The sequence below is a fragment of the Candidatus Pantoea symbiotica genome, assembly GCF_056491525.1.
The window spans coordinates 560,118-573,047 of record NZ_JBSZHR010000003.1 but is presented as its reverse complement, the minus strand read 5'-3'; the positions used below and the strand labels follow the sequence as shown (position 1 = coordinate 573,047).

Annotated in this window: 12 protein-coding genes; 10 read left to right on the top strand and 2 right to left on the bottom strand. The window is 50.3% G+C overall.

Annotation, left to right across the window (positions count from 1 at the left end; genetic code table 11):
• Positions 1-36: 36 nt before the first annotated feature.
• The gene (locus tag ACXIZX_RS23355; protein WP_353620997.1) at positions 37-189 is read right to left on the bottom strand and encodes a SymE family type I addiction module toxin; all 153 of its coding nucleotides are present in this window, start codon (positions 187-189) and stop codon (positions 37-39) included.
• A gap of 24 nt (positions 190-213) precedes the next feature.
• Between ACXIZX_RS23355 and ACXIZX_RS23350 the strand changes: the two genes are divergently transcribed.
• From ACXIZX_RS23350 to ACXIZX_RS23320, 7 genes are all read left to right on the top strand, one after another.
• Positions 214-744, top strand: coding sequence for a hypothetical protein (locus ACXIZX_RS23350; protein WP_179452558.1), 531 nt, complete (start codon positions 214-216; stop codon positions 742-744).
• Between the two features lie 529 nt (positions 745-1,273).
• Complete coding sequence (locus tag ACXIZX_RS23345; protein WP_179452559.1) at positions 1,274-1,531, top strand: DUF6966 domain-containing protein; 258 nt, start codon at positions 1,274-1,276, stop codon at positions 1,529-1,531.
• 207 nt (positions 1,532-1,738) lie between these two features.
• Positions 1,739-2,242 (top strand): VENN motif pre-toxin domain-containing protein, encoded by a 504-nt coding sequence (locus ACXIZX_RS23340; RefSeq protein ID WP_479405182.1) that lies wholly within the window; start codon positions 1,739-1,741, stop codon positions 2,240-2,242.
• A gap of 302 nt (positions 2,243-2,544) precedes the next feature.
• Positions 2,545-3,021: a hypothetical protein gene (locus tag ACXIZX_RS23335; RefSeq protein ID WP_179452560.1), complete on the top strand. Its 477-nt coding sequence runs from the start codon at positions 2,545-2,547 to the stop codon at positions 3,019-3,021.
• A gap of 12 nt (positions 3,022-3,033) precedes the next feature.
• Entirely contained in the window at positions 3,034-3,219 is a 186-nt protein-coding gene (locus ACXIZX_RS23330; protein ID WP_179452561.1) for a hypothetical protein, read from the top strand.
• 108 nt (positions 3,220-3,327) lie between these two features.
• Positions 3,328-3,951: a hypothetical protein gene (locus ACXIZX_RS23325; protein WP_479405181.1), complete on the top strand. Its 624-nt coding sequence runs from the start codon at positions 3,328-3,330 to the stop codon at positions 3,949-3,951.
• Entirely contained in the window at positions 3,948-4,445 is a 498-nt protein-coding gene (locus ACXIZX_RS23320; RefSeq protein WP_286176287.1) for a surface-adhesin E family protein, read from the top strand. The genes ACXIZX_RS23325 and ACXIZX_RS23320 overlap by 4 nt, the downstream gene beginning before the upstream one ends.
• A 15-nt stretch (positions 4,446-4,460) precedes the next feature.
• Here the strand turns inward: ACXIZX_RS23320 and ACXIZX_RS23315 are convergent, their stop codons facing one another.
• A complete protein-coding gene (locus ACXIZX_RS23315; RefSeq protein ID WP_479405180.1) occupies positions 4,461-5,381 on the bottom strand; it encodes a LysR family transcriptional regulator in 921 nt (306 codons plus the stop codon).
• Positions 5,382-5,492: 111 nt separating this feature from the next.
• On the opposite strand from ACXIZX_RS23315, the gene ACXIZX_RS23310 reads away from it, so the two are divergent.
• The 3 genes from ACXIZX_RS23310 (at position 5,493) to ACXIZX_RS23300 (ending at position 12,884) form a co-directional block, all read left to right on the top strand.
• Positions 5,493-6,635: a M20 family metallopeptidase gene (locus ACXIZX_RS23310; RefSeq protein ID WP_479405179.1), complete on the top strand. Its 1,143-nt coding sequence runs from the start codon at positions 5,493-5,495 to the stop codon at positions 6,633-6,635.
• Positions 6,622-8,022, top strand: coding sequence for a YfcC family protein (locus ACXIZX_RS23305; protein ID WP_479405178.1), 1,401 nt, complete (start codon positions 6,622-6,624; stop codon positions 8,020-8,022). The genes ACXIZX_RS23310 and ACXIZX_RS23305 overlap by 14 nt, the downstream gene beginning before the upstream one ends.
• 302 nt (positions 8,023-8,324) lie before the next feature.
• Complete coding sequence (locus tag ACXIZX_RS23300; protein WP_479405177.1) at positions 8,325-12,884, top strand: autotransporter outer membrane beta-barrel domain-containing protein; 4,560 nt, start codon at positions 8,325-8,327, stop codon at positions 12,882-12,884.
• Positions 12,885-12,930: the final 46 nt, after the last annotated feature.

Here is a 12,930-nt window from a genome sequence, read left to right as displayed (position 1 = left end):
CGGCCACCGTGCCGGGATTATTTTTTTATCAGTCAGTTACCCTTCAGTCGCCAGCCGGATGATCAGTTGCCCCGGCTTTGTGATCACCTCGATCTTCTGCCCGGTCTCAAACCCCAGATCTCCCATCCAGTGCCCCTTAAGGGTGATGGATGGTGACGGCGTAAACTTCCTCGCTGTAAACCCGGTAATGACAGACAGAACGGTGTTGTTAAAATGCGCGTCGGGTCAAAAAGTTACGGTACTGAAAACGCGTCAGGAAAAACCACCTCTAACCCACGGAAAGCACAGGGAAAAAAGGTTGTACGTCGGTTAACTCTGCACCGGATAAAGTTGTTGTTGAGAATAACCATCTTAGCGACAAACAAAAGACTCAAACTTGAAGAGTGCCAGGGCCAAATTTGCCTTGTTCAGGTTGGAGTAAAATGGACTGCTATTAGTTTAGGTCAGGATGGAAGCTTTGCTGCTGGAATGATAGCCGGTGTCCCAGTGAGTTTATACGACACTATTGACGGTATAGTGAAAACCGCGAGCAGCCCGATTGAAACCTACGAAGCACTGAAAACTCTTTTTAACAACGGTGATGTACTGGGCGATGTTTCAGAAGTCGTTAAACAGTCCTATATTGACCGTATTAATCTAATGGAAGCCGAGTATCAAAAAGCCGGAACAAGTGGCTCATTTAAAGGGAGGAAAACTTGTTTCAGACATAGTCGGCCTGCTAACGGGCGGTTTGGGTTCGACTAAATTGGCGGCTGGAATAACTGATAAAGTTGTTACAACCGTAGCGGGAAAGCTGGCTATTAATGCTGGGAAATCGCTAAATCTTGATTTCCCAGTTAAAATTTTAGGTGAATACTCAACCGTAAAACCGGGTCCTCTATCAAATGACTTATCTGAGATCTTTAGCGGCGGCAAATATAAAGAAATTGTGTTACAAAAGGATACCATCCTGTATCGTGCGGGAGTAGCAGATAAACCCTATGGGCAGTTTTTCAGTTCGAATCACCTCAGGGAGTACTGCAGACACGAATTGATAAAGCAGTGTTACCTCAGTGGCCTGGGGGGCTACCTCCCCAATTGATTCATCAATTGCGATAAAAATTCCTGCTGGCACTAAGGTATATCTAGGTGAAGTTGGTACACAAAATGGATTTTACGTGGGTGGAACTCGGCAAATTGTCGTACCTAAGCCGTGGTCTATAACAGGCACCGAAATCATAGAGATAAATCCACTAAAATGACGTCTGAAGATAAGTCCAGGATAATAGAAAAAATGAATCGTATGGACGCACTGCTGCAATTAGGTGGCTATAATGATTGGTCGGCAAGCATTAGAAGTCTTGCTAATGATTTCGAATACTCCTCCGAACGAGTCCGTTCAGATTTTTTGAATTTATATGGTGGAATGGGGTCGCTAAATGATTTATTGATTTATATAAATGGAAAGATCAGCATCGATGAAAATGAAGAGTTCGATAAAATCAGATCTGAGTTATATGATGATTTAAAATGGATTAATAATATTCTCTAAGTATAAGATATGGACGTCGTAAAAATCGTTTAGCCTTGGTGCTCTGATGTTCTTCAAAGGAATTATCATGCGTCATAAATGATTAAAAAATCATGTAAATGGGCGTTGTTACTTCAAGGAGTTAACCTAAGCAATATGCGATTCTTTAAGGATCCGATCCTTGTATAACTGAAAATTCATTAGACAGAATTAGCAAAAATCACCTACTTGAGTGTAAATATCCAGTCAGTATGTGCCGGATTTAGACAAATTTGGCGTTTGGTTCTTTACCAAAGCGCCCGTCAAGATTGTTTGGAAAATTCTTATTCGATGGTGGCCAGTGCAGCCGCGGGTGCGCTTGGCGGCTTAAGTGCTAACAACATGGGCGCGGCAGCCAGCGGCGCGATGGCATCATATATTGCTAATGCTATAAAGAAAGCCACCACATCATACAACGCTGACGGCACAGAAAAGACTAATCTGGTAGCAAACACCATGGCTCACGCCGTGGCAGGTGCGATTCTGGCAGAGATTAGCGGTGGAGATGCTGCGGCCGGTGCTGCTGGAGCCGCAGGCGGTGAGCTGATAGCCCGGGCGATAGTGTCGGTAATGTATCCTGGCGTTAAGGCCAGTGACCTTACAGAAAGCCAGAAGCAGACAGTGAGTGCGTTGAGCCAGTTGGCAGCAGGCTTAGCAGGGGGCCTTGCCTGCACTGAACCCCAAAACCTGTAGACATTCCCTGTCCTCACGACGAGACCTTTTCGAAGGCCTCTGAACTGACGCCTCCCAAGGGGCTGTGGCGTCGGGTCCGGTTGTAGAATTAATCAATGATATAGGGAAAATCCAGACGAAGTAATTCCTGAAAGGTTCGCTGGCCAAAGTATAGGATCTGGGGCAAGCCGTAGAGATGTGTTTTTCAGGATAAAAAGAAATGACGCAGTGGTGACAAAACCTGATGGAAGCTTTGTCACAATTCTTAACGACGGTGTAAATGAAAACACCTAAGTGATAAATTCTTTAAAAGGAGATGCAAGGTGAACAGCTCATTGGAAAACATGAAAATATGGGCCAAAAAATTCTTTGATAAAGAGATAGAGGCTATATATGGTCTTATCTATTTCCTTGATAGCCCTGATTTAGATGCTCCTCAAAGATTGCAAATAAAATTCTCAGGCAGCAATGAGGAATATCAATTTTCATGCGGTAGGGATGGAACCACTCTTGCTTTAGAGCGTGCTTGGTTAATTAATCGAGACTTAGGCGAGTATGGAAAGGAAATAGTTATGGATATTTCGGGTGCAGAGCCTTATTCACGTTATATTGGGCTAAGCCCTAATAATTTTCACTCTATTCTTTCACAGGATGACAATGCTATAGTTGGAATGAAATTATCATTCAGTAACAATCCTGATATTTTCTTAATTAATGCAGGTGATGAGTTGCTGTTTACGAACCTTAACCCTTTCGAGTCGTCTGATTATAATATTTCATTTATTGATCTTTTGAGCTAAACAGTGGGTTTTATGCCTGGCTTCAGCAACCGTATTCACAGCGAGATTAGGCAAACCCAACATATTGAAAAAGGAATGGCATCCGACATCGAAGCGCTATCCATCGCGACGGCAACTGGATTAATTGAATCGTTAGTCCCTGCATCAGATAAAAATGAAGATGTGTGGCAAGAAATGGAGGCTTTTCTGTTAGCTTAATCTAAGCAACACGCACTCGCCTGGCGAAATTTCGGTCAATGATAAAAAACCTAAAGTTTCATCTCAGCATGCCGATAAAAAAGATGTTTTTTATTATAAGGATATTCAATGCGTAATATTATCTGCACTTTTGGTTTGATTCTGGGAATGACAGGTATAACGACATCTGCTCAAGCCAACACATTGACGCAAAGTCTAACGCGCTGCGACGCTTCGTTCTTCAGTGAAATTTATCATCAGCGTACTTCAATTAGCCGTGTGGCTCCATTAACACTCGATCAGCAACATCATGCCTGGTTCAAAACACCGCCAGAAGGAAATGGCAAAGTCTGGTTCGCTCAGCCTCTGCAAGAGTTAAAACTAACGCTGACTGGCTATCATCTGCAAACCAGCGACTTAAGTGAAATGAACTACGGTAAATATTATTACTGGGGATTGATTATCAAAGAATCACCTGAAGCGGTGATGTCCGCGCTTAACCAGCTAAGCTGGAATAAGGCTGGCGATGATTACGTTGCTCAAGCGATGATCAAGGCGGATAAAAACAGTGCATGGGAAATAAATAACCAGGCAGTGTCCGGCATTGCGCCAGAAAAAGGTAGCACTGAAAAACTGTTGATGCTTAGCCAAAGCAATGAAGGAACATTATTGCTCTGTTCAGTTCAGGGCAATGTCACGCCTGACATGCTTAAGTCATTACGCCCTGATTTAACCAGCGGGGCAGTAAAATGAAAAAGCTGACAGGATTAGCATTATTGATGCTCACGGGTTGTGCCATGAATAATAAACCCCAGCCGCAAACACCTGAGAAGGCACCACCGGGTTTTGTGAAAATTCTTCAGGATGACAAAATCACCTCCTATATCGATTTCCGAGTGATTTCAACTTATCAAGGTAATAGTCATTTACGGCGGTATTATTTCATCAATAACTATGCGCAGCAGACGAAGATCATTGATAACCCACCGTTGTATATTGCCAGTTCACGGGCAATATATGTTATTAACTGTGATAAAAATCAGCGTGCCGTGATGGGAAGATCTTTCTTTTCCAAACCTTTTGCCGAAGGTGAACTTGTTCATGCGAGTGTCGAAATAGGACAGTGGGAATCATTCCCGGATAACTCTCTTATAGGCATAACTGCTGGGATGATGTGCCGAATTCCAGTTGAGAAACTCAAACCGGAACCCGCAAAAGAGAGCCGCAAGCCATTATTAGATTTGTAATCAAATAAGCAGCGATTAAACCGCTCCCGCCGTACCTTCAAAAAACGCCACCAGCAATTGCCACAAATGCTGCGCTGCGGGCGTGAAGCGATGATCGGCGCTGCGTAATAAGTGGCATTGGCTTTCGCGGGCGATGCGATGGTGAATCGGCACGGCGACTAAGTTCTTGGCGATGAGGTCGTCTTCAACCACTTTGGCGGTCATAAACGCGATGCCCATTCCGGCCTGGCTCAAGGCGATGGCGCTGGAAAATAGATTACAGCTATAAGCCGGGCTGAATATAAATCCTTCCTGACTGAACATGGCATTCATATAACTTTGAATGCCAAAATTTTTGTCCATACCAATCAACGAATAATTAACCAGTTCGGCCACTTCAATTTGCGGGAAATCCGCGATGGGATGTTGGCTGTGCACCACCGCACAGATTGGTCCGCGGTGAAAACTCAAACACTTCAGGCCGGGAGGGCCAATCGGGCCAAAACCCACCGCCATATCAACGTCGCCTTTGGCAATCAGCGACACGGTGGTTTGCATATCGCCCGACAGGATATCGATAAACACGTCGGGATAAGTTCGCGAAAACGGCTGCAATACATGCCTGACGACTTCATCCACCATGCCCTGACCGACGCGTAATTTGATCGAGCCACCGCGCTTATGGCGCAGATCTTTTAACTGACGATCCAACTGGCTGCGGCGCTGATGGGTGTGCGCATAATCTTCAGCCAGCAACTTTCCAGCTTCGGTCAGCACCACATTCCGTCCACGTCGCTCCAGCAGCGGCAACTGCATCTCCCGCGCCAGTTGCGATAACTGACGGCTGATGGCGGCGGGATCAACATCCAAGGCTTCCGCCGCCCGACGAATACCGCCGTAATTGCCCACTTCATACAGATACCTTATGGATTTTTCTGGATAGAGCAGCATCGCCATAGGTTTTTCCTATCTGTTGATCTGAGGTCAACAATAATAGCCTTTTATCTCCATTTTTTAAGCGCATTTTTATCTCCATACTCGAAGATTCACTATGCGAGGGAAGTACAAATGAAAACTATAAAAAATTACCTGCAACAACATGCCGATGAAATTCTTCTGGATATCAAGGAATTGGTCGCAGCGGAATCACCATCAATGAATAATGCCGCCGTGGATCGTTGTGGCGAAGTCTTACAATCGCTGTTTGCCAAACGTTTGGGCGTGGCAGCAGAGATTGATGAGCAACCACACTACGGCAATCACCTGAAATTCACGCTGGGAAGCGGTGACGAGCAAACCGTGTTACTCGGGCATTTCGATACCGTCTGGGATGAAGGCGAGTTGGTGATGCGTGAAGAAGACGGCAAGCTTTACGGTCCTGGCGTGCTGGATATGAAAGCCGGCCTGGTGCAGGCCATCTGGGCGGTACGCGCGTTGCAACAGCACGATTTACTGGCAGGCAAACGCATCGTGTTTCTCTGCGGCAGCGATGAGGAAGTGGGTAGCCCAAGCTCCAGCGCCTGGTTATCGCAGCACGCCTTAGGGTCGGCGCAAGTGCTGGTGGTTGAGCCTGCGGTGGCGGGATCGGGCGCACTGAAAACAGCGCGTAAAGGTACCGGACAATATGAAATCACCATTAACGGATTAGCAGCGCACGCCGGGAACAACCCTGAAGAGGGCATCAGCGCGGTACAAGAAATGGCGCATCAGATCATGTTCTTGCACAGCTTAAATGCGCCGGAGCGCGGCACCACCGTCAATGTGGGAATCGCGCGTGGCGGCAACCGCATCAATGTGGTGGCGGATAAAGCGGTGTTAGGCATTGATACGCGCGTTACCAGCGAAGCAGAAGCCGAGCGCATTCACGCCGAAATCAGCCAGATCACGCCACATTTAGCTGGCATCATGCTGGATATTAGCGGCGCACAATCACGTCCGCCAATGCGTCAAACACCGGAATCGTTGGTGTTGATGGAGCGTGCGCAGCAAGTTGCCGAACAGTTAGGCTTTACCGTGGAGGGCAAGGCGGTTGGCGGTGGCAGCGACGGCAATTTCACTGCTGCGTTGGGCATTCCAACGTTGGATGGTTTGGGTGCAACCGGCGCAGGTATTCATGCACGCCATGAACATATCATTATTGCCGATATTGCTCCGCGCGCGGCGCTGGTGGCGGGTTTGATCCTCGGAGGTGATGCGCATGTCTCAGGTTAATGTGGAGAAAAATACGCTGCGCCAACCGCCAGCAGCAAAAACCGAGCAAAGTCCTTATCTGCTGCTGTTTATTATTTTGGTGCTGGCGGCAGTGGCGACCTGGATTATTCCGGCGGGCAAGTTTGATCATGAAACCCGTAATGGCATTACTTTCGCCATCAAGGGAAGTTTGCATGAAGTCTCGCGTTCGGGCGTATATCCCGGCGAAATTTTTATGGCGATTTTACAAGGGATGATCAAAGCCGCGCCGATCATTTTCCTGATTCTGTTTACCGGCGGGTTATTAGCGGTGATCGAATCGACCGGTGCTATTGCTACGGCGCTTAATTCTCTGTCGCGCAGTACCAAAATTAGCGATACGCGTATTATCATTATTTTTGGTGTGATATTCGCCATTCTCGGAACGACAGGCGTGGTGCAGAACTCAGTAGTAGCGTTTGTGCCGATTGGTTTACTGGTGGCGCGTTCGTTGGGTTTATCGCCAATGATTGGTATGGCGCTGGTGTATTTAACCTGTGCCGCCGGTTTTAACGTTGCGGTATTAGGTCCAGCCACCACTGGATTAACCCAACATCTGGCGCAGTTACCGCTGTTCTCTGGCATGTTGTTGCGCGGCATTACCTGTTTATTGTTCGTGTTAACGGTGATGACCTATTTGATTATCTCGGTGAAACGCGCGCGCAATAATGGTGAAGTGCGAATAGAACAAACTGCGCAGAATGACGATTCACTGGCGATAACCGGTCGGCATAAACTGATTCTGATCACCTGCGCTGCAACGCTGATTGTATTTATGATTGGTACGGTGCAATTTCATTGGGCCACCAATGAAATGTCGGCGATGTTTATTATTCTGTCGATTATGGTCGGCATGATTGGTCGCATGTCGGGTTCTGCCATTGCCAACACCTTCCTTACGGGTTGCTCGCAATTGGTAAAAGGCGGCTTCATTGTCGGTATGGCTGGCGCGATTTCCGTGGTGCTGCAACAGGGCAATATTCTTGATCCGATTGTTGGCTTCCTGTCTGATTTACTGGCACCGGTTCATCCCGCCATTGCGGCGGTGGGCATGTTTATCAGCGCGGCGTTGATGCATTTCGGTATTTCATCCGGTTCCGGTGAATCCGCTTTGCTGATCCCGATCTTCTCGCCGCTCGGCGATAACCTCGGTTTAACCCGTCAGGTGACGGTGCAAACGGTGTTGCTGGGTGAAGGTATCGTCAACTCCATCAGCCCAACGTCTGGCGTGTTAATGGCAGCTTTGGCCACCGCCAATATCTCTTTCGGCAAATGGATTAAATTCGTTGCGCCGGTAGTGGCGATTTGGTTTGCCATTTGTGTTGTCACCTTATTAATTGGTGTGGCGATCAACTGGGGACCATTCTAATAAATCGTAAGAAGCCACTTAATGGTGGCTTCTTATTTTTATATTGTTGTTAACAGGATCAACATCCTTTCCGCTATTTCAGTCCCACGATTAATTGTATTCAATCCCCGGCCTTTTCTTAAAGTTACCTAATCATCGCTATTTGGCTTAAGTCGCGCTGGAACTGTCTCGCGTAAAGTGATGTTATTGCCGCGTCGCAGAGTTTCCTTACGTTCAATTACACAAATTAATAGTAGCCAAACCCATTGCTGGCGATGTCTTTACGCATCGCGGCAGCGTTGCACGCTTCTCTGGAGTGAACGATGATGTTTCGATTGCATCCGCTGTTTATTAGCCTTATTACCGCTTACGGTGTGTTTAATCCGGCTTCGCCAGTTTGGGCGGCGACGCTTCAGCCTTTTACGCCGGAATTAAATGACAATCGCGCCGGGGTGTTTTGTATTTGTAATGGCTCGACTCAAACATTAAGTGGTAATCAGCGGTTTGCGCCCGGTCAGGACGGCGGTGGCACCATATCCATCGGACAATTGCTCAGCAGCGGCAGAATTATTTCGTATTCCTGGCAAGATTCAGGTCGCGTCGATCTGGGCGCGCAGAATTATGTGATTAACGTGCCGGACGCAACTGGCAGCGGCAATAATAGCGTGCAGGTATATAACTCCGCCGCGATTAGCGCCATTGAAACCAATACCTTGCCGAATTTTTATAACGTTAATAATGGGCAATATATCAACGCGCGCGTGGCGCAGGTCAGCAATGGCACCATCAATGTTGATATCGGGCAGAAGGGCGCAGCCACCACCGCCAGCACCAACGGTTGGTCGATGGCGGCGAAACAGAGCGAATTGTTTACCGCCAGCGGCAACGGCACCATGAACTGGAACTCCGCTAATCGCATCTCCTTTTTTGGTTCCTACACGCCCTATACCTATCAACTGGGGCAATGGTTCGACAATGTGGTCTCGTGGCGCGGCGCGTTTAGCGTCACCACGCTGGATAACGCCACCACTTCATTCAACGTGTCCAACGTCAGCAGTTTGCAGAGCTACAACAATTGGCTGATTGAGCAATTGCAAAACGGCAATCTGGCCGCCGACAGCTACAGTAGCGAGTTTAATAAAGCACTCTCCTTGCGTAGCGATGTCATCGCCTATGTGATCGATGCCGACGAATACTACGACGAAGTGACGCAGCCGATTGGCGAGCGCATTGTGTTAAGCGCCGATGGCCCCAACGCCAGGGCAACCATTGGCAGCAGCGGCATTCTGGAAGTGGTAAATGCCAGCAGCGCGGCGATGCGTGCCAGCAACGGCGCGACGGCGGTGATTGACGGCAAGCTGGCCAGCGTTGGCAGCAACGCACTGGAATTGCTGAACGGTAGCAGCGGCATTAACAACGGCGTCATCAACAGCGGTTTTTTCAATAATGCCGATGGCAGCGGCGTTGATGCCTCGACGGTTGGCGCGGGCGGCACCGGCGTGTATGCCAACGGTGGCAGCCGCTTCATCAACAATGGCGTGATCAATACCGCGATAAACAGCATCGGTATCCGGCTCGAGGATGCCAGCGGTGAGAATAACGGCACCATCAATGTCAAAGGCAAAGGCGCGACGGGCGTTGCAGTTTCGGGCAGCCAGGCCAATTTTGCCCAAAACGGCACAATCAATCTGTATGGCGAAAACGCGGTTGGCGTTGATGTGCGGGATGACGCCAGATTAACCATCAGCGATGCCAGTTCACTGCATTTCTACGCGCCGAATCAAACCGGTTATCAAGCCACCAACTATGCGCACATCGATAGCAACGGCGGCAGTTATGATGTCGCCACGCCAGGTTCGGCACTGTATCGGCTGAATGACGGCGTGATCTTCAATCCGGTGGTGGCTGCTGATGTGACGTTGAGCGGTGCCAACACACGCGGCATAGTCGCTTCAGGTGCCGGTTCACGACTTTACGGTACCACCTTGTACGGCACCGACAGCTATCACGTTAACGGCGAAGGGGCGATTGCGGTTCAGAGCTCGGAGGGTGCAGACGTGACCATCACCAACCCGATTGAGCTGAACGGCAACAATACCATTGCGGGCACCGGGCAAGGCGGATTCTTCGCCAACGTGGCGCCGATCACCGGCAACGGAGCCAACGCTACGGCCTTTGATATCAGCGATGGTGTGATCTATGAATCAACGCCGCGTGGCACCATAAATCTCAGCGGGCCAAACAGCATCGGTGTGCGTATTCGCGGCGGCGGAAATATCTTCGATGGATCCAGCACCAACATAGCCTCGGGCGTCGCGCTGGATACCGCTGAAGGTAAGACCGTTTACTGGACCGATCACAGCGGATTGAGTGCGGGCGGCATCGCCGCAGTGCGCGTAGGCAATAACGGCGGGCTAACGATTAATGGTGATACCGCCGGGCCGAATTTTTACTACAGCACCATCAACGCCAATACAGGTGCAGACACCATTTTGCTGGATAAAGGCGCAGCGTCGTTAACCGCCAGCAACATCGGACTCTACAATTCTGGCGGCGGCACTGTGCTGAATAACCGCGCGGAAACCAGCAATATTTCCCTGCAAGATGTCGGGATGAACACCGATGGCGGCACGTTAATTCGTTCCGCGACTTCATTTGATCCCAACGGTTATATGCTGGGTACGGTGAGCGGTGCAGGCGCGACGGGCTACGTGTTCAGCAAAGAAGATGGTTCTACCACCAGCAACGATTTGATCATCCCACAAGGTTACAGCTTCTTTGTCTATGGCCCGGCAACTGGCGTGCGCGCCAACACCTCCGGGCGGGTGATCGCCAACGGTAATATCATCGTTAACAGTTCTGATGGCGGCTCGGCGATTGTCACCAGCACCGCCAGCGAGGTGATCAACCGTGGCACCATCGTTTCGCTCAGCCTGGTTTCGCCAATTATCGATCTGCGTGGCGGCAACTCGGTATTTATCAACGAAGGCAACGTCACCGCGCCTTACCCGGAAACGGTCGTGGTTGCGGGTGGCGCTACCAATGACCAAATTGCGCTGGTCGATGGCAACGTGAAGGGCGATGTGAACACCGGCAACGGCACCGACGTGGTTGAACTCACCGGCGGAACCATTGACGGCAGCGTGACGATGGGAACCGGCAGCAACAATGTGGCGACGATTGCTAACGTCAGCCTGGCAAACACGCGTCACATCACCACCGCAGGCGGCAGTGGCAGCACGCTGAACTTTAGCGAAATCAACGCGCGCGGGGGGTCGTTCAGCAACGATGATCTGGCGCGCGGCGTCAACCTCGGCGCGGGTTGGAGTACCATCAACTTCTATAACACGCAATTTACCCTCACCGACAATCTCAAGCTGGCGCACAGCACCATCAATGTAGATAGCGGCTCAACGCTGTTTGTCGGCGATCAGGTCAATCCGGTGTTGTCGGGCGAGACTGACGATTCGCTGGTGGTGAACAACGCCGGTACGTTGGATCTCACCAACGGCGCGGCGGGCAACACATTGACCATCAACGGTGATTTGGCGTCGGCGGGCGGCAAGCTGGCGTTGCGGACGCAGGGCACGCAAAGCGACACTTTACGCGTTAACGGCAACGTTACCGGCACTACCTTTATCAACGATGCGCTGAGTGCTGCCACGCTGGCGGATAGCAATCGAGATGGCGTGATCTCCGCTAATGAAGGCGTTTCTTTGGTGCAGGTTGCTGGTAGCGCCAGCGCCAATAGCTTTGCGCTGCAACGGGGTTATGTCGCTGCAGGGCCGTGGCAATACGGGCTTTACAGCTTTGCCCCCGAGAATGGCAATACAACCTGGGATTATCGTCTGGCCAATAACTACGTTTGTGAAGAGGGTGCCGTTTGCCAGCCGCAGACAGCAGGCAGCGGCGCGGTGCGCCCGGCGGTCATTCCACAGCTTCCTTCGTACATTTCGGCGCCGGTCGGATTGGCGTATTACACCCTGGCAACCATTGGTGATTTGCATCAACGCCTGGGCGAATTGCGGCAGAATCCAGAAGGATCAGCGGAAATGTTCATCCGTTATTCCGGCTCCAACCAGAAGTACAAAACTAACCTTGATACGGCGCATTACGGTTACGACTTTGACCTCGATTACAGCGCGGTGCAGTTCGGCGGCAACCTACTGCGATTGGACGGCGAGCAAGACAGCCTGCGCGGCGGCCTGGCTTACACGCGCGGCAATGCACGCATCCGACCGAATGCAGCTGATGGTTACAGCTCAACCGCTTTCGACAGCGACAGCCTGGCAATTTACGGCACCTGGCAGCGCGCAAGTGGCTTCTATCTGGATGGCGCGCTTTCACTCGATTGGCATCGTGGCGACACCGATATCGCTCGACAGAAAGAGGTGGCGAAGTTGAAAGGCAAAGGCTGGACCGCATCGCTGGAGAGTGGTTATCCGTTCCAGCTGGCGAACGGCATTCGTCTTGAGCCGCAAGCGCAACTGCTGCATCTGCATTTGAAGATGGATGACTTCACCGACGACGATCAAACCAAAGTCTCTTACGACGATTATGACCAAACCATTGGCCGCGTCGGCGCACGTCTGGCGCGGACCTGGCAGGATAGCGGCAGCGGGCAATACACGCCGTATCTGCGCACTAACTACTATCGCGGCTGGGGCGGCACGGCGAAAGTGAATGTCGGTGCCAGCAACAGCGACGTCAGCGAGAGCTTCAACAGCGGCAAGTTCGGCCAGATGTGGGATGCCGGCATCGGCGGCAATGCGGCTTTCACCAACAATGTCTCGCTGTATGCCGAAGCCAATTACCGCAAAGAGATCGACGGCAACGGCGTGCAAGGCTGGAATTACAACGCGGGCGTACGCTGGGTGTTTTGATATAACTGTTACCCTCACAAGCCCGCCGGTTTAGATGACGGCGGGC

Coding starts and splice junctions, on each gene's coding strand:
- ACXIZX_RS23350 (WP_179452558.1), top strand. CDS start 214: ATGCGCGTCGGGTCAAAAAGTTACGGTACTGAAAACGCGTCAGGAAAA.
- ACXIZX_RS23325 (WP_479405181.1), top strand. CDS start 3,328: ATGCGTAATATTATCTGCACTTTTGGTTTGATTCTGGGAATGACAGGT.
- ACXIZX_RS23310 (WP_479405179.1), top strand. CDS start 5,493: ATGAAAACTATAAAAAATTACCTGCAACAACATGCCGATGAAATTCTT.
- ACXIZX_RS23300 (WP_479405177.1), top strand. CDS start 8,325: ATGATGTTTCGATTGCATCCGCTGTTTATTAGCCTTATTACCGCTTAC.
- ACXIZX_RS23345 (WP_179452559.1), top strand. CDS start 1,274: ATGAATCGTATGGACGCACTGCTGCAATTAGGTGGCTATAATGATTGG.
- ACXIZX_RS23320 (WP_286176287.1), top strand. CDS start 3,948: ATGAAAAAGCTGACAGGATTAGCATTATTGATGCTCACGGGTTGTGCC.
- ACXIZX_RS23305 (WP_479405178.1), top strand. CDS start 6,622: ATGTCTCAGGTTAATGTGGAGAAAAATACGCTGCGCCAACCGCCAGCA.
- ACXIZX_RS23315 (WP_479405180.1), bottom strand. CDS start 5,381: ATGGCGATGCTGCTCTATCCAGAAAAATCCATAAGGTATCTGTATGAA.
- ACXIZX_RS23330 (WP_179452561.1), top strand. CDS start 3,034: ATGCCTGGCTTCAGCAACCGTATTCACAGCGAGATTAGGCAAACCCAA.